Genomic DNA, 20,955 nt, shown 5'->3' with positions numbered 1-20,955 from the left:
GTAACACAATGAAAATAAAACTATCTATACTATTAATTTTGTGCTGCTTATCGCTTAACGTGCAAGCACAAGACCCTGTTTTTTCGCAATACTTTTTAGTTCCCGAAACCTTAAACCCAGGTTTTTCAGGTTTTGAAGATGCTTCTTATTTTGGTTTAATCCATAGAACACAATGGCCAAGTTTAGACTTGAGAGTTGATACTGAATACGCATTCTTTAATTCTTGGATTGAAGATGTTGGCGGTATTGGTTTCAGCATTATAAATCAGCATGAAAATAATACCAAATACAACCATTTACAGGGAAATGTCAATTTTTCCTACCATGTAAGATTAGCCAATGAATGGTTTTTTAGACCAGCTATAGAGGTTGGTTTCGGAACCAAATCATTTAACTTTAGCGGTTTAGTTTTGTCCGATCAAATTAACATAAATTCAGGAACAATAAATCCCACATCGAACGACCCGTTCGCCATGAATGCCAACAGAAACATAAGTTTTTTCGATTTTTCAGCGGGCTTTGTATTCGATAAAAAAAACACAAGAAATGATACCGATTTATGGTTAGGAGCATCGGTAAAACACTTAAACAAACCAAACATTTCATTTGTTGAAAATGGTAACGTGCCCTTAGATATCTTTTACTCATTACACGCTGGTTATAAATTCCCTTATTTTGATTACAATGATTTGTTCCTCTCAGCAAATTATATGCAACAAGGCGAATATAATCGATTGGACCTTGGCGCAACCGTGTGGTTAGAAAAACTAATGTTAGGTGCTACAGCTGTAACAAATCCAGCCAAAAACAACTCTAACAGTCATTTACTAACTTCGGTAAACGCTTTTGTTGGTTTAGAATTCGAACAATTAAGGTTTGGTTTTTCGTATGATGTGAATACGACAAATATTGGGAGAACAGATGGTGTTTACGAATTATCTATAACCTATTTAGCTAAATGTTTAATATGTAAAAACCCAGCAAATACGGAACGTAGAAAGTAGATTGATACAAAAAAAAAAAATTTTCCAAAGGACTAAGTTCTTGATTTTTAAAGTTCGCAAAGTTATAACCATCTTCCCAACAAGAAGTCATTTTTGCTTTGTTAAAAATTAATGAATTTGTTGTTAACACCACGGGTATAATAAAATTGATAATAACATTTTGATTAGATGTAACAAATTTTCAAATTTTAATGTTTTGAGACTCTATGCGATCTAGCACGAAACTAAACATACTAGTCTATAAATAGAACGGATTTTTAGATGGCATTCTATTAAATTGATTCACTTCTGTTTCTAAAATAATGGCATCTATCTTAGTAGCAATTCTTATTATGGCCTCCTCAATTGGCACAATATTACCCGTGCAGCCTTAAAATGGCTAATTCTTGTATTTTGTGCACCATATTTTTCAATTATATTAAAAGGACAGACAATAAAACTGCTTTCATTGGTAATATTAGTATAAACCAATTTTATTTTTGCAAATTTATTTAAAGCCAAATGAGATACTAACAAACTTCCGGTAGAAGCACAAATAAAAAAAATTGATAATCTCGCTTTAAATTCTCAATAAGATATTGCGCCACACCACCAGCAAAGGCTCCATTGCTTCCTCCCCCAGGAATTACTAAGGCTTTCATTTTTTATCTTATGGGAGTAAATATACCAAGAAGTAAAATGTTTTTCAATATTGCCTTGAAAGTTAAGCAAACTAAAACTACACCAAAAGGCCTGCATAGCAATTTTAAATTTACTCAAACCTGCCAACACAAAATATAACACATTAAAATTCAATTATTTATTTTTTAAAAACCACTATTTAACATAGCAATACAGACGCATTAAACAACAATAAATCTTACAAAATAAGTAAGAAATAGAAACATTTTAATTTCAATAGCAAATATTTAGGAAATTAATAATTCACAACCAATTAAACATCAAATAATTACGATAAAAATACCACCCTACTTGATTGATTATCATATATTTAACTAACAAACCAATTAATCCTTAAACATTATGAAAAAAATTACCTCATTTTTTGTTTCTCTATTATGCACTTTATCTATAGTATTTGCTCAATCTTCTTACATCGACACTTCGTTTGGTGTTGATGGTGTGAGTAACTATAAAATTGCAGAATATCTTGAAGCAGACGGACCTTTAAACATGGATATTACCGATTCTGGTAAAATTTTAAAAATTGGATTGGCATCCAATGAAAATGACGAATCTCTTAACATCATTAATCAGTTTAATAGCAATGGAGCGTTGGACCTAAATTTTGGTAACAATGGGATTTTGGAGCTTAATGACTTTATTGGGTACGATATAATTAGTAAAAACAATGACATTTATATTTCTGGAACATCAACAATAAACGGTAATATTGGAATATTAAAATTAGACTCTGCCGGAAATAAAGTTTCTAGTTTTGGCAATAACGGCGTTGCCCTTATTGATAAATTTGCTTTAGGAATGACAATAAAAATAGATTCCAACGGAAAATTTATTGTAGCTGGTCGACACATAAATATTGATACCGAAGAAGAACAGCTTTTAATGACCCGCTTTAACAGTAATGGTACTATTGACAACGCTTTTGGAACCAATGGCGCATTACAAGTTAATATTAGTGATGTTGTGGATAATGAAGAGTTATACGACATAAATCTTGAGTTATTTGATAATAACAGTTTACTAGTTACTGGCACAGTTTACACTCCTGAAAATGGCACACCAACAGGGGAATATGAGTACAATGAGTTTGCACTTAAAGCCAATTCAAATGGCGTGCTAGATACTTCTTTTGGCAGTAATGGATTCTCTATATATTATGACTTAACAGCAAGAAGTGCAAACATTTTTGATTCCTATATATTATCCAACAATAAAATACTGATTACTATAGACGGTTTTGATGACAGCGGTTTTACCGGAGAACCTATTCAGGGTTTGTTACGCTTAAATTCAGATGGCAGTATAGATAATACATTTGGCTCAAACGGACTTTTAACCATTTACAACGAGAACTTCTATATTTTAGACTTATTTGATTCAAATTTAGACGATGACATATTCATATTAGGAGATGGTAATGACGAAAACAATAATTGGCACATCTTAATACTAAAAGTTAATGAAAATGGCATTATAGACAATACATTTGGCGAAAACGGAATTTTATCCCTCGATTTTCCTGATTATGATGAAATTGAATATATTACTAACGGTGAAGAACTAGCAGATGGAAAAATTTTAGTTTCAGGTTTTAATAATGATAATAACGGTTATATTTTAGGAAGATTCTTCAAGGAAAACCAACTAAACGTATCTGATAAAGCACTAAATACCGTTGCTCTATATCCAAATCCTGTAAGAAACGAGATTAACATAAAATCAACACAAGCTATAAACCATCTACAAATTTATCAAATGGATGGTAAATTGGTTTACAACCAATATTTAAACACAAATTTAGCCGATGTTTCTTTACTTAAGGCTGGCCTTTACATTGTTAAGGCTTTTTCTGGAAATAAAGTAGAAACGTTTAAAATCAACAAATTATAACACTTGCCTACAAAACAAAAACACCTTAAAGCTTATACTTTAATCTTTAAGGTGTTTCCTTTTCAATTAAAGCTTTTGCAAATTTCTGAAATCGCCAATTATGATGCTTAGTAGCTTGTTTTAAATGTTTTTTACAAACATCTTTACACGCTTGAATTTGATGCAAATACTGAAATGCATTTTGGCGCACCTCAAATCCGTACTGCGGGCTAGTATAACGAGTAAGCGCATTGAAATACTCTCGCTTGTTTTTATCTTCAAAATCGGGAGATACTAACTGCAATGCCAACCAAAGCATTCTTACATTCTTATCGCTAAACCCTTGAATGTCTTTAGTTTTTTCAAAATATTTTTGTCGCTCTTGCGGAAAGTTCTGCCACAGGTTAAATAAGGCTGTTTCAATAGTAACATAAGACTCATCATTAAGTAACGACTCGTATTCGGTTTTTAATTGTAAAGGGATTTTAGAAACATTACGAGCAATGGCTTGTCGCACTTTTAAACTGTTTTTAAAATCTTCTTTTCTTATCTGATTAGGTATTTGAGAAATCACTTTTATTTTAGCTTCATCAGAAATTCCAGAGGTTAAATAGTCACTACATTTCGAGGTATACACTTCGCAATCAACCATTAAATACTCCTGCATATATGCTGATTTTTTCAAACTATTTAAAACTTCATCATAATTAAACACTTTATTTTTCAACCATAATTTTACAAAATCAGTCAAATCTTCACCGCTTACCTTTTCAACTTCAGTTATAAAATTCTCAGTTTCAACATTTTTAAAGGCGTACTTTTTTAAATAGTTTTTAACGGCCGCTTTAAAAGCCTTTTCGCCCACTCGTTCCCTAAGCAAATGCAATACCCAAGCCCCTTTTTTATAAAATGTTGTACTACTCGATTTCGGATCTAACAAGGAGGTACTTCCGCCCGCTCTATCTTGGTTAAGCAACTCCTGTGCGTATTCATACAATTGCCAATAGTAATAGTGCTCTCCAAAAATATCGCGTTCGGCTAATAAGGCATAATACGTTGCAAAACCTTCTTGCAGCCAATGGTGTGTACCCGAAGTTTCGGTTACCAAATCGCCAAACCATTGGTGTGCCAACTCGTGTGCGTTAACATTAACATAATTTTTATCTGCAAATGCAATAGAATCAATTACAAAACTATCAGCAAATATTGTAGCACTTGTGTTTTCCATACCTGCGTATAAAAAGTCTTTTACAGGTACTTGCTTGTAGTTTTGCCACGGATATGGCACGCCTATTTCAGCTTCAAGAAAATCGAACATCTGTTTTGTATAGCGGTATGTTGGTTCGAATTTTAGCGAATCTTCTGGGTAATAATACATTTCTAACGGAATACCACTTTTGGAATATTCTACATTTTTACTGTATTTACCAATAACTAAAGCTACAAGATAACTGGACATGGGCTTTTCCATGTCGAACTCCCACAAATTATAAGTAGGGGTTTCTCTTTTAGAAACCATTTTTCCGTTTGAAATAACCTCGTAACCTTTTGGAGCAACGCAACTAATATCAAACTCAATTTTATCATTCATATCGTCAATGGAAGGCAACCAATGGCTTGTGTACTTCCCTTGACCTTGTGTCCAAATTTGCTTCTTCTCTGGACTATTTCTAAACGTATCAGAATAACTTGAAGTAACAGCATCCTCATTATTCCAATCAATAAAATACATGGCTTTTTTAGGTGAAGTAAAAAACAGAAAATTAAGCGTGTACGTTTTTGAAGCCTTAAACCCATGGTAAATGATTAGCTTTTTACCATCGTTTTTAAATTTTACTTTGCTTTTATTTAACGATACATTACTGAATTTCATGTTTATAGCATCCAAATACACCGAATCCGTCTGTTTTAAAACTTCGAATTTTATCTGGTAAGAATTAAAAACAGTACTATCTACTTTCATTTGACTAAAAGCCAATACCGCTTTTACTTCTGTAAAATCTACATAATCCGTTTGTTGCGCATAAAAAAGGTTTGCACAACAGCATAAAAGGAATACTATATTTTTCATGATTTTAAAGATATCAAAGATTAGCCCAAAATCATAAAAACCATATTAAAAACTATGAAACTCAATTAAATTAGCTTCGTAATATTGATCGCCAAGTTTTGATAGTAGCGCTCTTATTACATCGCTATCGCCATCTACAGCAAGTGCTGAGTACCCAACATTATTTAATTTACCTAAACGTAAATCAATAATATTTATTTTTTTAGATGCTAATGCAGATAATAATATTAATAAAACCCCAGGCGCATTAATATGCTTGGTTAAAATAACTTTATCCCTTAAGGCTAAATTTAATTTTACACCATCCATTTCAAGTAAATACACGCCTTCTGTATAGTAATTAGGCATTGCAGCATGTTCTTGATATGTTAAGGATTTAAACAATCCACCATCGGTACCTTTTGTAAAATCGATAGCGTTTTGAACTTTTCCATTTTTATTATCTAAAGACAAAAATGCAACTGCCGTACCATCGTTATTCGATTTTAAACGCGCTGTTTCCACATTAATACCTTCTGATGCCAGAGTATTAAATAATGAAGAGATTACACCAGGCTCGTCTAAATGCTCCGAAAACAACCCATTTACTATATTTTGTGTGTTTTTAGGAATTTCGTTGGTAACTGTAATAGATTTACCATATTTTCGAATTCTAATAGCGTTATAATCGCCCATTCCTGTAGCACTTCTATAAATGTCTACAAACTCTGAAAACGAACCTCCAAACGAAAAATCTGGAATTATACGGCGTTGGGTTTCATCTAAACGTTGATTTAACAACTCGATACCCTTATTTAAAACCGTGTATTTTACTTTTAATTCATGGTCGTCATAAATGGTACGATTCTCCGGGATAAGCTTAGAATAGCTTACATAGCTCTCGTAACCCGCCTCCTGAATATACTCTAAACTCTCTTTATAATTTAAGCCATAATAGCGCACATGATGCGTGTCTGTACCTACACAAACAGGAATTTGTAGTTCGTTGGCACGTCGTAATATACTTTGCACAGGATATACACCAACACCTTTAAATTTACCAGCCATATTAACGTCTAGCGATAAATTTCTATCGGCTATAAGCTCTAAAAGGGTTCTGAATTTATTAGCTAATGGGTGCGCACTAGTTTCAAAATTAACTAAAGCTTCTGGCATATCTACATTTAGTTTTGGCAAATCGATATGACCAATAATTTGAATCATATCGCCAAAACACTCAATCATTTGGGTCATTTCATCAAAATAACCACCCCAATAAGCTTCCAGACTACCACGCATTTTTAACAACTCTTGAGCTTCTTCCTTAGACCCATCATAAGGCAAACCTTCTGGCGCAAAATGTACAGAACCAATAACATAATCGGCATCTTCGGCTTGAAAAATCTTAGAACGACTCCACTGTAAACCAATATCTGGCCCCATCCACTCTAACTCAACACCATATTTTATGTTTATTTGTCCGTCGTATTTTTCGCGAAGTCCTGCTATACGTTTTGGATAATTTAAATACGATTTATTACCACGAATAAACTTTACATTGGTATCCGTTTCTGCGATATAACGAAAACTTGTTAAACGCGGCGAGTGAATTATAAACGTTATACTTGGGTTTCCGGCTTCAATAGCTTTATCAACTATATCCTCTAATTTATCAATACCATGTTTTACGTGATCTTGCTCGGTTCCTGCATGAATACCGTGTGTTTCCCAAATAAATTCGTTGAGTTTTCTCATCAATCAATATGCGTTAAGTTGTTTTTTAAGAGCACCAAATTTAACTAATGAAATAGAATTACATACTATATTTCATATTTTTCAAGCATTTTTTAGAAAGAAAATAGGAATCCCATTAAAAACATCACAAATTCATAAAGAAACTAAGTATTTAATAAGACTTATTTTTTAATTAATTTCGCATTTATGTCTGTAAACCTACAAACTCCAATAGATTATTTAAAAGGCGTTGGCCCAAGTCGTGCCGATTTGCTGCGTAAGGAGTTAGGTATTCACACCTATCAAGATTTAATTAACTTATTTCCAAATAGATACATAGACAGAACGCAGTATTACAAAATTAACCAACTACAACGCAACAACGCCGATGTACAGGTTATTGGAAAAATAACAAGTCTTAAAGAAGTTGCACAAAAGCGCGGAAAACGTTTAGTTGCCACGTTTAGAGATGATACCGGAACTTTGGAACTGGTTTGGTTTCGAGGGCAAAAATGGATTAAGGACAGCTTAATACTAAATAAACCCTATGTGGCCTTTGGAAAAACCAACTGGTTTAGCGGTAAGTTTAATATGGCGCATCCAGAATTAGAATTGCTAGAAGACCATGAAAAAAATATGCGTTCGGCTATGCAGCCTGTATATCCATCAACCGAAAAATTAAACAATAGAGGCATAACAAATCGCGTGATTAATAAAATCATGCAGCAATTATTTCTGGAAACCAAGGGAAGATTTACAGAAACACTTTCTGATAATTTACGCTCAGAATTAAAATTAATTAGTAAACAATCGGCACTTTTAAATGTACATTTTCCAAAGAATCAAGAGCTACTATCAAGGGCACAATTCCGGCTTAAATTTGAAGAATTATTTTATATTCAATTGCAATTAATTATTAAAAATTTAATTCATAAATCGAAAATAAAAGGCTTTCCATTTAATCAAGTTGGCACCTATTTTAATTCCTTTTTTAAAGACCATTTACCCTTCCAATTAACCAATGCCCAAAAGCGTGTTTTAAAAGAAATTCGCGCAGATTTAGGTAGTAATGCACAAATGAATCGACTTTTACAGGGCGATGTAGGTTCTGGCAAGACCATTGTAGCCTTTATGTCAATGCTCATGGCACTTGACAACGATTTCCAAGCTTGCTTAATGGCCCCGACTGAAATTTTGTCAGTCCAACACTATAACGGATTACTTGAATGGTGTAATAGACTGAATATCAGAATAGAAATATTAACAGGCTCAACTAAAACTTCAAAACGAAAAATAATTCACGAATCGTTAGAAAATGGCGAATTACAAATTTTAATAGGCACGCACGCCCTTCTAGAAGACAAGGTAAAATTCAAAAATTTGGGGCTAGCCATAATAGATGAGCAACATCGATTTGGAGTAAAACAACGTTCAAAATTATGGAAGAAAGGAAGCACTCAAAGCCCTCCTCAATCCTCCCAAGGGGAGGACGTAAAAGCAGTCATTAAAAAGTATATGACTGCTCGTCCATCAACCTATAAATTATTAAAAGAACTACAAATAGAAAACAAAAAAAATAGCACTCAAGCAGAATCTATTTTATGGGAATGTTTAAGAAACAAAAAACTAGATTTTAAATTTAGAAGACAACATATTATTGATGAATTTATAGTTGACTTTGTAAATCTTGAAAAAAATTTAATTATTGAAGTTGATGGTGGATACCATAACACCATTGAACAAAAGGAAGCTGATGACCTAAGAACACAAATTTTAAATGAAATTGGTTTTAAAGTTATTCGATTTACAAACGAGCAAATTGTTGCAGACATTGATAATGTTTTAAGTTACATTACGAAATTATTGAAAAGCCTCCCCTCTGGGGAGGTTGGAGGGGCTTCTTCGGTTATCCCGCCACATATTCTCGTCATGACTGCAACCCCAATTCCTAGAACATTAGCGATGTCGGTTTATGGCGATTTAGACATCTCGATTATTGATGAATTACCACCTGGTAGAAAGGCTATAAAAACGGTTCATAGATATGACAAAAACCGATTAAATGTTTTTAAATTTATTCGAGATGAAATTGATAAAGGACGTCAAATTTATATTGTTTATCCTTTAATAAAGGAGAACGAAAAAATGGATTATAAAGATTTAATGGATGGTTATGAAAGTATATCTAGAGACTTCCCAATGCCAAAATATCAAACCTCTATTGTTCATGGTAAAATGAAGCCTGCCGATAAAGATTATGAAATGCAACGCTTTATTAAAGGAGAAACACAAATTATGGTAGCTACAACGGTTATTGAGGTTGGTGTAAACGTGCCTAATGCATCGGTAATGATTATTGAAAGCGCCGAACGCTTTGGCTTATCGCAATTACACCAATTGCGCGGTCGTGTTGGTCGTGGTGCAGAACAAAGTTATTGTATTTTAATGACTAGCCATAAACTAAGCGAAAACAGTAAAACCCGTTTAAATACTATGGTTAGTACTAATGATGGTTTTGAAATTGCCGAAGTGGATTTAAAATTACGTGGCCCTGGTGATATTATGGGCACGCAACAAAGTGGCGTTTTAAACCTTAAAATAGCGGACATTATTAAGGATAACGACATTTTACAGTTGGCAAGACACCATGCTAAATCGGTATTAAAAATAGATCCTTCGTTGGCGCTTCCTGAAAATCAAGTGTATTTAAACACATATAAGCAACTTAGTAAGTTTAAAAATATTTGGAATTATATTAGTTAGACTGAAGGCTGATGACTGAAGACGGGAGACGGGAGACGGGAGACCAACTTGAGGTGAATTTACTAACTTTATAACATTACGTAACTCGCATTAGGGATTGCAACGGCATCCTTTTTAAAGTTTTGAAAGCAATGCACTTAGTAATTTCTAAATTTTAATAAATTACCACAACCCTCGTTTTATTGCAATATTCCTTTAAAAAGATATAGTGGAAAGCCCGACCTTTAGGGAATGCCCAAATAATTATTACGTATAATTTTAATGATTATACCTACTTTTACAAAAAACAAAAAAATATGCTTGGTTTAAAATTAGCAACAGACCCACGTTGGGTAAACATTGTAGAATCGAATATTGAAGAAATACTTACCGATCACGCTTGGTGCGAGCAAAAAGCAGCCACTAATGCTATTACCATTATTACTAATAATAGCGAACATGAGGAACTTGTTACCGAGTTAATAAAATTGGCTCAAGAGGAGTTAGAGCATTTTCAAATGGTTCATGACATTATAAAAAAACGTGGTTACGTACTAGGTAGAGAACGTAAAGACCACTATGTTAATGAGCTTTATAAGTTTATGAACAAAGGCGGAAACAGGCAACAAAGTATGGTAGATCGCCTTCTGTTTTCGGCAATGATTGAAGCGCGTAGTTGCGAACGTTTTAAACTGTTATCTAAACGTATAAAAGACCCAGAATTATCGAAGTTTTATCATGATTTAATGATTAGCGAAGCCGGACACTATACCACGTTTATAGGCTTTGCTAGACAATACGGAAAGGGCATTGATGTTGATAAACGTTGGCAAGAACTTATTGAGTTTGAAGGCCAAGTGATTCAGAAATATGGAAAATCTGAAACCATACACGGTTAATCATTAATTTTAATACTTCTAGAAAAAAACCATCGCTATTCTTTTTTAACGATTAAAGCTCGCATTTCATTTACCACAATTGCATGAAACAAACCGCATATTCCATTTTAGATCTTGTTATTGTTTCTGAAGGGAAAACATACCAACAAACTTTAAAGGCCAGCATTGAATTAGCAAAAAAGGCTGAATCCTTTGGTTACAAACGCGTGTGGTACGCAGAGCACCATAATATGGCAGGTATTGCTAGTAATGCGCCTCAAATTATTATTAGCCAGGTAGCACAGGAAACTAAAACACTGCGCGTAGGATCTGGCGGTATAATGTTACCAAACCACTCCCCTTTTATTATAACCGAGCAATTTGGAACTCTAGGAACTTTATTTCCTAATAGAATAGATTTAGGATTGGGAAGAGCGCCGGGTACCGATCAAGAAACGGCGCATGCCATTCGTCCTAATTTTTTGCAGGCTACGCATTCGTTTCCTCAAGATATTGAACAGATTCAGAATTATTTTTTAGAAGAAAACAGCATATCCAAAGTTAGAGTACCCATTGCCGAAGGTGTACCTGTACCTATTTACATTTTAGGTTCTAGTACAGATAGCGCACATTTAGCCGCTAAAAAAGGCTTGCCTTACGCCTTTGCAAGCCATTTTGCAACCGCACACTTACATAACGCTATAACGATTTACAGAAATGAATTTAAACCTTCTGAGTCCTTTAAAGCACCTTATGTAATAGCGGGAATTAATGTTTTTATTGCAGATACTAACGAAGAAGCCGAAACTATGGCAACCTCCTTTTTTAAAATGATAATCGCTCTATTAACAAGTACGAAACGCGAACATTTAGAAAAACCTATGGAAATGACAGCAGAATTAAGAGAAACCATAAAACATCCTGCTGTTAAACAAATGACTAAATACACCTTTATAGGTAGTAAAAGTACCGTAAAGCAGGACATTCAAGACTTTTTAAACGAAACACAAGTAGACGAACTTATTGCAGTAACTAATACATACGATGCTAATAGTAGAATTAAATCGTATCGTTATTTTGCTCAAATAATGAAGGAATTAAATTCTGAATCCTAATTAGCATAGTCGACACTAAATAAATAATCTGTTTATCAAATTAAGGTTTCAACCAGAAGTGCGCCACTAAATGCTTCAAAAAAGCTATTTTTACACCAACAAAACGAGTTACATATTTAGGAATGATTCACATTCACGAAAAAACATTACAAGATTTAGAATTTCAAACGGTTTTACAGCAAGTTAGCGAACTTTGTATTACACCTCTTGGTCACGAAAAAGCATTGGAAATTTTGCCTTTTAAAACCAAAGAAGAGTTACAAATAGCACTAAGTTTAACCAATGAATACGTATCGTCATTTTATAACGATAACCGCATACCAAACCACGGTTTCGATACCATTACCAAAGAAATTAAGTTACTTAATATTGAAAACACGTTTTTAGAAGTACATGGCTTAAAAAAAATCGTGGCCATGTCTATTACGGTAAACGAAATTGTAGTATTCTTAAAAAAGTTTGCAGAGTATTACCCTAATTTAAATGCTTACGCCTCGCATATTGAGGTAACCAAAATTCTAATAGAAAAAGTAGATGGTATTGTAGATCGTTTTGGAGATATAAAAGACAACGCTTCCAGCTTACTTTTTGATTTAAGACAATCTATAAACAACATAAAAGGTAAAATAAACGCTAGTTTTACTAGTGCTTTAAACACTTATCATGCTTTAGAGTATTTAGATGACATTAGAGAATCTGTTGTAGATAACAAGCGCGTACTAGCTGTAAAAGCGATGTATAGACGTAAAGTTAAAGGCTCCATAATGGGCGGTAGTAAAACAGGAAGCATTGTTTACATTGAACCAGAAACCACCTTAAGGTACAGTAGAGAACTTAATAATTTAGAGTATGAAGAATCAGAAGAAGTTGTTCGTATTTTAAAAGAAGTCACCAATTTTATTCGTCCGTTTTTACCATTATTAAAAGACTATCAAACCTTCTTGATTGCTATAGATGTTATTTCCGCGAAAGCGAAATACGCTAAATCTATGAACGCCATTCTTCCTGAATTCTCGGAAGACCGTAGCATGTTTTTACGCGATGCATACCACCCACTACTCTATTTAAACAATTTAGAGAAGAAAGAAAAAACATTTCCGCAGACTATAGAATTAAAAAATGACAGCCGAATAATTGTTATTTCTGGTCCCAATGCCGGCGGAAAAAGTATTACATTAAAAACTGTTGGTTTACTGCAAGTTATGCTACAAAGTGGGATGCTTATTCCGGTACATGAGCGTAGTAAAATCTGTTTGTTTGATAGAATTTTAAGTGATATTGGCGACAACCAATCTATTGAAAACCATTTAAGTACCTATAGTTATCGATTAAAACAAATGAATTACTTTTTAAGAAAGTGTAATAAAAACACACTCTTTTTAATTGATGAATTTGGAACAGGAAGTGACCCTGAACTTGGTGGCGCCTTGGCTGAAACATTTTTGGAAGAGTTTTACCACCGCGAAGCTTACGGCATTATTACAACCCATTACTCCAACTTAAAAATATTAGCTAACGAATTGCCATTTATGCTTAATGCTAATATGCTTTTTGATGAACGTAGTTTAGAACCGCTTTTTAAATTGGTTATCGGTCAAGCCGGAAGTAGTTTTACATTTGAAGTTGCACAAAAAAACGGTATTCCGTACAGTTTAATAAACCGTGCTAAAAAGAAAATTGAGCGCAGCAAAGTACGTTTTGATGCTACTATTGCTAAATTACAAAAGGAACGTTCTAAACTTGAAAAAACGGGGCAATCCCTAAAACAAAACGAGAAAAAGAAGCTAGAAGAAGCCGATAAGCTTGAGGAAATTAATAATAAGATTCAGAAAAAATTAGAAAGCTATCAAGAGTTATACGATAGTAACCAACGTTTAATTTACTTAGGACAAAAAGTAAATGATATAGCCGAAAAATATTTTAACAATAGACAGAAGAAAGCCTTAATGGACGAGCTTTTTAAAGTCGTACAGATAGAAAACTCGAAACGCAAAAAAGTTACAGCCAAACAAAAGAAAGCTATAAAAGCTAAAGAGAATCAAGTAAAACAAGAAGCCGAAAAGAAAGTTGAAGTTATTAGGAAAAAGAAAAAAATAGAAAAAGAAAAAGCTATTGAAGCGCCTAAACCAAAAGCTATTATTCGTATTGGAGACCGCGTAAGAATGGAAGATGGTCGCGCCATTGGTACTATTGATAAAATAGAAAAAAACAAGGCCGTTGTTAATTACGGGATGTTTACAACCAATGTTAGCCTAGATCAATTGGAACTTGTTGAAGCTGTTAAAAAATAGTTTAACATCCACATTTCTTAAAAATAAAGTCGGTAGTTGTATACTATCATCCAAATTCACCATACTGGAGGATTAAAATAGCAAGCATTAAATATTGATATATTAATACCAATAGATATATAATAAGAAAATGTATACACAAAAACGACCTAATTTAAAACTACAGTTGTTGTATAAATTAAATTAATATTAATTAGTTGGGAGTAAGTAAATCTCAAGCCTTAAAACTAAATTACAACAACACAATTAAAGTTTAAATTAAAAATATAAAACCATTTAATGAGGCAACAAATTAATATAGACTTAACGCCTTTGTGATTTTTTAAAAAAAACTAAATCTTTACTTAATATAAGTTCATAGAACATATTCACTATCTTTACAACGTGAATTTTAAAGTACCAAAAGATACAAACTTAATCCTGTTTGATGGGGTTTGCAACCTTTGTAATAGCTCTGTTTTATACGTTATAAAACGGGATAAAAAGAGCAAATTTATGTTTGCGCCTTTACAAAGTGAAACCGGTAAAAAAATTATAGAAAAATTTAATATAGACACCGCTCTAATAGATTCTATAATTTTATACAATCCAGCAAAAAACAGTATTAATTACAAAAGCACTGCAGCCTTAAAAGTAGCATCTAAACTTGGTTTCCCGACTAACATATTAGCAATTTTCCTTATTGTGCCTAACTCTATTCGCAATTGGGTTTACGATTTTATTGCTAAAAATCGTTATAAATGGTATGGTAAAAAAGACGCTTGCATGATACCTACACCAGAATTGAAAAGTCGGTTTTTAGACTAACATATTTGTCTTAAATTTATTTATAGATAAACACGCAACCATTACGGTTTTTTCTCATCTTTAAAATAAACTATAAACCATGAAGCAAACACTAACCTACCTTTTAATTGTTTTCCTATGCTTTTCTTGCAAAACAGATGATGCTACTCCCGATTGTTCAGCCGTTTTATGTGAAGAACCTAATTTAAATATTAATTTAATTGATAGCGAAACCTACCTAAATGTAATACTTCAAGATAATATTGAAGCAGAATCCATTGTGATTAAAAATGCTTCGGAAAACGTTATGCCCTTTAGTATTAGCGAAAGCAACGGCAATTTATACATAGCAAAACAAAACACATCGGACACTTTAGAAATACAAATAAATTCTGAAATTGTTGCAACAATCTCATACGATACTACAGCTCCAAAAACTAATGAGTGTTGTGATTTTGGAATACTTACTAATGTAGACATTGAAGGCTTATCCTATATTGTAGAAAACAATTTAATTTCCATTTATATCTAACACAACGTGTCTTACATTATTTAGACTTTAAAATAAACTCACTCAAATTAGTATTTAACTCAAGCATACATATAGATAACTCATTGTCTGTTTTTTAATGTGTTGATTGGTTATAAGTTTATTGGAAACTTAAAACCACTAATCATGAAACAACTATGCTATTTATTTCTTTGCTTTACCACTTTTGTATTTGCTATCAACCCTAAACCAATACCTTCGGCTATTAAAGATGTAACCGTTTTTGTTGATGGCGCGCAAATAACACGACATGCTACTATTTTACTTTCGGCAGGAACAACCGAATTTTCGTTTACCAAACTTTCTCCTCACATTCTAGAAAACAGTATTCAAATTTCTGGGTTAAATAACGCCTCTATAATATCTATAAACTACGCCATAAACCATTTATCTAAACTCGATAAATCTGAAACCATAAACCAACTTAAGGCCGAAATAGAACGTTTAAAGGACGCTATTAATGCTGAAGAAGACATTATGTCTGGCTACCAAGAAGAACTTAAAATTATAAAAGAAAACAGAAAACTGGGTAACGAAAATCAAGTAGTAAGTCTTGAAAAGTTAAAACAATTTGCAGCCTATTACCGAACACGCATTACCGAGATAAATACGCTTATAAATAAATCTTTAAAAACCAACAGGGATTATAACGAGCAAATCGGCGACATAAAAAAACAACTACAAGACTTACATGTAGATGATAAAATACAATCTGGCGAAATAAAAGCGAAATTCCATACCAATGCAAGCAAGCAACTTAATTTGGTTATAAAATACAACGTTAAAAACGCAGGATGGTTTCCTATTTACGATTTAAAAGCAAAAGATATAAACAAACCAATAGATTTACATTACAAGGCACATGTATATCAAAATACAGGTATTCGTTGGGAAAATGTTAGTTTAACACTCTCTACAAACGACCCGAACACTAATAATTTAAAACCTGAAATGAATCCTAAATACTTAAATTTTGTTAGCCGAAATTACAATTACAACACAGAAAATGCCACAAAAAGAAACGACTTTAAACATAATCCTTTTGTTAAACTTATTACTGGCACAATTACAGACGAAAGCGGCATGCCTTTACCCGGAGCAAGTATAATCTTAAAAGGCACAAGTATAGGAACCTCCACAGATTTTGATGGTAACTTTTCTATAGAGCCACAAGGCGCAGAACAATTAGAGATTTCCTATGTAGGTTATGTTTCAGAAATTATACCAATACACTCCAGTGTTATTAATATAAGTCTTCAAGAAGATGTATCTCGTTTAGAAGAAGTTGTGGTAGTTGGGTATGGTTCTAATGCTGCATCGGCACTTACAGAAAGTGTAGCAAGCGTTACCAGTTCTAATATTAAAATTAGAGGCGCTGGTACTTTTAAGTTTAAAAGCAAACCATTATATGTTATAGATGGTGTTACAAGTACAGAAAACGCATTTAAAAAATTAGATGAAGACAGAATTGCTAGCATAGATGTACTAAAAGATGAAGCGGCTACAGCCATTTATGGTAGTAGAGCATCAGATGGTGTTATCATAATTACTACAAAAAAAGGCAACTTAACCTCTAACGGAGATGTTATAAAAGCAGGTATTACCAACACAAATTTTGAAATACAAAAACTTACTTCGGTTGAAAGTGATGGTAATATTACCGTTATCGATATTGATAAATACACGGTTCCTTCAACATTTTCATATTTTGCAGCACCCGTAATTAACGAAAATGTGTTTTTAACAGCAAAAATTGGCGATTGGCAACAATATAATTTATTACCAGGTGAAGTGAATGTGTATTTTGAAGATAGCTATTCTGGAATAACAACTATTAATCCGTATGCCATAACCGATAGTTTAACGGTATCTTTAGGCATCGACCCTAATGTCGCTATTAAAAGGAAACCTATTAATAATTTCAAGAAAAACACCTTTATAGGCCATAATAAAGTTATAGAAAAGGCTTACCAAATAGAACTAAAAAATAACAAACCAACAGCCATAGATATTGTAATTCTAGATAGAGTTCCTGTTAGTGAGGACAAAGAAATAAAAGTGGATGATATTGAAACGGGAACTTCAGATTATAACCCCAAAAAAGGCATTTTAAAATGGAAAACTACAATTTCGCCCAACCAATCTGAGAATTATAAATTTTCATATACTTTGAAATATCCACGGTATAGGCATATTAGTTTGTAGGCTTGATTACTTAAAAAACTAGGGCTAAACAAAAAAACCTAATACTTACACCAATATCGGGTATGAAACAAAAAATTGTTTTCATATCCGGTATTTTAAATGCGCATTAAAAGAATTCTATAAAAGTTAATAACTTAAACAATACCTTACAAGGTACTAAGCCTCTTTTAAAATCTTTTTTAGTTGACTAAAAATCATTTGTTCCATAACATCAAAATCGCCATCGGCAAACGCCATTAACTTTATATCTGCAAACAAATCGACTAAATCGTTACGGTAATAATCGTGTGTTTTAACGGCTTCAATTATATTCTGAATACTTTGGTAATCGTTATCCTTTTCAAATTGTTCGCTTACACGCTTGTAAACTTTTTTATCAACTCGACTTAAAATATATTCCTTTTCATTTTTAGATTCTTCTAAATCGGCATGCGCTATATAAATTAAAATATAGGCTAATAATTCGTCCTTAGTCCATGTACTTGGGTTTTCCATAATTTATTTTTTTAAACTACCATACTCGGTCCAAGAACCATCGTAAACCGAAATGTTTTTATACCCCGAAAGTTCGGCGCCTAATGCCAATACACAAGCTGTAATTCCTGAACCACAGGAAAATATAATAGGATCGTCTTGCTCTGCAACCATGTAAAAAGCCTTGGCTAATTCTTTTTTAGATTTTAATATACCATCTTCTAAAAGGTCTGTAAACGGTAAATTAACAGAGTTTGGAATAGTTCCAGAACGCAAACCTTCTCTAGGTTCTGGCGTTTCACCGCTAAACCTACTTACAGAACGTGCATCTATAATTTTATGTGTTTGATTTTTAGAAGCCTGTTCTACATCATCAAAAAACTTCATATAATTTGGTTGCAAATTTGCTGTAAAATCACCTGATTCACCTGTGTAATGCTTCATAACTTCGGTAGTGAAACCCTCTTTTTTCCATGCTGGAAACCCACCATTTAAAACAGCCACGTTTGTAAAGCCAAAAGCCTTAAACAGCCACCACACACGTGCACTAGAGTAAATACCCTTATCGTCGTAAACAACAATGGCACTGTCGTTATTAACCCCTAATGCCCTAGCCTCTTTCTCAAACTGCTCGGTAGCAGGAAACGCGCTAGGAAATGGATCGTCCAGATTACTAAACTTCTTTTTAATATCGAACAATCTCGCATTTGGAATCTGCTGGGAATCTGCATTAAATACCTTATTTATTGTACCGTCTAGAATAACTAAATTGTTGGCACTTTTGTGTTCATAAAGCCATTCGGCAGAAACTACTGGCGATATTAACGCTACATTGGAATTCATTTATACTGTATTTATTATACGAAACTAGAAGTTATATTTCGCTTGACATAAATTTAATAGATTTTTAGAACACACCAAAATATAGTTTGGGTTATTTTAGCTTTACATTATAGCTTACTTAACCTCTTCGTAATGATCGTCCCACTCTTTTGGTTTTGGATCGTGCAATTTACCTAAAGACTTAGCCACAATCATAGACACTGTAGCATCTCCAGTAACGTTTACAACAGTTCTACACATATCTAAAGGTCTATCTACAGCAAAAATAAGGGCTAGTCCAATTGGCAATAACTCTGCCGGAAACCCTATAGATTCTAACACAATTACCAACATAACCATACCTGCACTTGGTACTGCAGCACTTCCAATAGATGCTAATAATGCTGTAAGTACAATAACCAATTGATTGGTAAAAGTTAATCCTTCTGGCCAAATAACTTGCATAATAAAAACCGCAGCAATACCTTGGTACAAACTAGTGCCATCCATATTTACAGTAGCACCAACAGGTAATACAAAACCAGAAACTTCTTTATCGACCCCTAAATGTTCCTCAACACGCTCCATGGTAACGGGAAGCGTTGCCGCACTACTACTGGTAGAAAACGCTAATAATTGCGCAGGACTTATTTGTTGTAAAAACCACATGGGCGACTTTTTAGTATACACACTCACCAAAATTAGGTAAAACCCAATCATTAAAATTAAACCACCAATTACGCAGAATGCATAATATAAGAGCTTGATCAAAATTTCAACATCATCGAAAGCTATAATAACATTTGCTAATAATGCAAATACAGCGTATGGTGCAAAAAGCATGATTAAATCTACCATTTTCATGACTACTTCATTTAAAGAATCAAAAAAGTCTATTAAAGGTTTTGCCTTTTTTTCTCCAATTAAAAGCAAGCAAATACCAACAAAAATAGCAAAGAAAATAACTTGAAGCATAGAGGCTTCGGCAAAGGATTTAAAAATATTGCTTGGAAAAATATCTACTAAGGCTTGTAACGGACCTGCTTCTTTTTGTGCAGACGCTTTCATTAATTTATCGGTTACACCTGCATCGTTTTCATACTTAAGCTTAATTTTTTCGATGGTATCTTGAGGCATACCGTTTCCTGGCTTAACAATATTTACAATACTTAAACCAATAATAATAGCTACTAAAGTTGTTGCTACATAAATGCCTATGGTACGTAAACCCATAGATTTTATTTTAGAAATATCTTTTAAATCTGAAATACCTTTAATTAATGATGCTAGAATTAAAGGTACAGCAATTAACTTAAGAAGGTTTATAAAAATAGTTCCAAAAGGCGCAACCCAATCGGCTACAAATCCTTTTCCACCATCAACGGTATTCATTATAAACCCAAAAATGATTCCTAAAACCATTCCTATAATAATCTTCCAGTGCAATGCTATTTTCTTCATAAAGTCTATCGTAACCTCTATATAAAAAAAGGTGTTATTTTTTTTTAAATTTTCAATTTCTAAGATAGCACAATATAACTATTTTAAATATAAACTAGCAAATTGGATTTTTGACAAATAAATTCTTACCAAAAAATGGTTATCAATACATTTTATTAAATAAAAAACAAATCTATAGACTTAATTATAAGATGTTTTTGCCTTTGGAATTTGGCTTAAATATCCAATGCATATGTAGGAGTGTCTTCTTTAAGTGTTGCCCCTGCGTTTACAATTATGTATCTCATTAA

General features: G+C 33.0%; 14 protein-coding genes and 1 pseudogene. 9 read left to right on the top strand and 6 right to left on the bottom strand.

The features are described from left to right. The first annotated feature begins 8 nt into the window (after window positions 1-8). On the top strand, window positions 9-1,004 hold the full coding sequence (locus BMY96_RS06350; protein ID WP_092850521.1) for a PorP/SprF family type IX secretion system membrane protein: 996 nt from the start codon (window positions 9-11) through the stop codon (window positions 1,002-1,004). On the opposite strand, the pseudogene BMY96_RS06345 reads toward BMY96_RS06350, so the two are convergent. Then, window positions 955-1,645: pseudogene (locus BMY96_RS06345) on the bottom strand (hypothetical protein). The gene BMY96_RS06350 and the pseudogene BMY96_RS06345 sit on opposite strands and share 50 nt — an antisense overlap. A 382-nt stretch (window positions 1,646-2,027) precedes the next feature. On the opposite strand from BMY96_RS06345, the gene BMY96_RS06340 reads away from it, so the two are divergent. Continuing rightward, entirely contained in the window at window positions 2,028-3,578 is a 1,551-nt protein-coding gene (locus BMY96_RS06340; RefSeq protein ID WP_092850518.1) for a T9SS type A sorting domain-containing protein, read from the top strand. A gap of 46 nt (window positions 3,579-3,624) precedes the next feature. On the opposite strand, the gene BMY96_RS06335 is transcribed toward BMY96_RS06340, so the two are convergent. Then, the gene (locus tag BMY96_RS06335; protein ID WP_092850515.1) at window positions 3,625-5,628 is read right to left on the bottom strand and encodes a M1 family metallopeptidase; all 2,004 of its coding nucleotides are present in this window, start codon (window positions 5,626-5,628) and stop codon (window positions 3,625-3,627) included. 45 nt (window positions 5,629-5,673) lie between these two features. Then, complete coding sequence (locus BMY96_RS06330) at window positions 5,674-7,362, bottom strand: histidinol-phosphatase HisJ family protein (RefSeq protein WP_092850513.1); 1,689 nt, start codon at window positions 7,360-7,362, stop codon at window positions 5,674-5,676. A gap of 186 nt (window positions 7,363-7,548) precedes the next feature. Here BMY96_RS06330 and BMY96_RS06325 point away from each other — a divergent pair, with 186 nt between their 5' ends. The 7 genes from BMY96_RS06325 (at window position 7,549) to BMY96_RS06295 (ending at window position 17,908) form a co-directional block, all read left to right on the top strand. Beyond that, window positions 7,549-10,104: a DUF559 domain-containing protein gene (locus BMY96_RS06325; RefSeq protein WP_092850510.1), complete on the top strand. Its 2,556-nt coding sequence runs from the start codon at window positions 7,549-7,551 to the stop codon at window positions 10,102-10,104. A gap of 296 nt (window positions 10,105-10,400) precedes the next feature. Beyond that, on the top strand, window positions 10,401-10,982 hold the full coding sequence (locus BMY96_RS06320; protein WP_092850508.1) for a MiaE family protein: 582 nt from the start codon (window positions 10,401-10,403) through the stop codon (window positions 10,980-10,982). Between the two features lie 83 nt (window positions 10,983-11,065). Next, on the top strand, window positions 11,066-12,076 hold the full coding sequence (locus BMY96_RS06315) for an LLM class flavin-dependent oxidoreductase (RefSeq protein ID WP_092850506.1): 1,011 nt from the start codon (window positions 11,066-11,068) through the stop codon (window positions 12,074-12,076). Between the two features lie 122 nt (window positions 12,077-12,198). Next, on the top strand, window positions 12,199-14,367 hold the full coding sequence (locus BMY96_RS06310; protein WP_092850503.1) for an endonuclease MutS2: 2,169 nt from the start codon (window positions 12,199-12,201) through the stop codon (window positions 14,365-14,367). A gap of 384 nt (window positions 14,368-14,751) precedes the next feature. Further along, window positions 14,752-15,174 (top strand): thiol-disulfide oxidoreductase DCC family protein, encoded by a 423-nt coding sequence (locus BMY96_RS06305; RefSeq protein WP_092850501.1) that lies wholly within the window; start codon window positions 14,752-14,754, stop codon window positions 15,172-15,174. Window positions 15,175-15,253: 79 nt separating this feature from the next. Beyond that, window positions 15,254-15,685, top strand: coding sequence for a hypothetical protein (locus BMY96_RS06300; protein WP_092850498.1), 432 nt, complete (start codon window positions 15,254-15,256; stop codon window positions 15,683-15,685). Between the two features lie 144 nt (window positions 15,686-15,829). After that, window positions 15,830-17,908 (top strand): DUF4139 domain-containing protein, encoded by a 2,079-nt coding sequence (locus BMY96_RS06295; protein ID WP_092850496.1) that lies wholly within the window; start codon window positions 15,830-15,832, stop codon window positions 17,906-17,908. A gap of 156 nt (window positions 17,909-18,064) precedes the next feature. Here the strand turns inward: BMY96_RS06295 and BMY96_RS06290 are convergent, their stop codons facing one another. The 3 genes from BMY96_RS06290 to BMY96_RS06280 all read right to left on the bottom strand — a co-directional run bounded on the left by BMY96_RS06290 (window position 18,065) and on the right by BMY96_RS06280 (window position 20,665). After that, the gene (locus tag BMY96_RS06290) at window positions 18,065-18,403 is read right to left on the bottom strand and encodes a hypothetical protein (RefSeq protein ID WP_092850494.1); all 339 of its coding nucleotides are present in this window, start codon (window positions 18,401-18,403) and stop codon (window positions 18,065-18,067) included. A 3-nt stretch (window positions 18,404-18,406) separates the two neighbouring features. Then, a complete protein-coding gene (locus BMY96_RS06285; RefSeq protein WP_092850492.1) occupies window positions 18,407-19,225 on the bottom strand; it encodes a sulfurtransferase in 819 nt (272 codons plus the stop codon). Window positions 19,226-19,339: 114 nt separating this feature from the next. Next, complete coding sequence (locus BMY96_RS06280; protein WP_092850489.1) at window positions 19,340-20,665, bottom strand: dicarboxylate/amino acid:cation symporter; 1,326 nt, start codon at window positions 20,663-20,665, stop codon at window positions 19,340-19,342. Window positions 20,666-20,955: the final 290 nt, after the last annotated feature.

The sequence above is a fragment of the Algibacter pectinivorans genome (genome assembly GCF_900112595.1).
Classification (GTDB): Bacteria; Bacteroidota; Bacteroidia; order Flavobacteriales; family Flavobacteriaceae; genus Algibacter_B; species Algibacter_B pectinivorans.
Note: the sequence above shows the minus strand (reverse complement) of the source record. Positions and strands in the feature narration are given on the sequence as shown.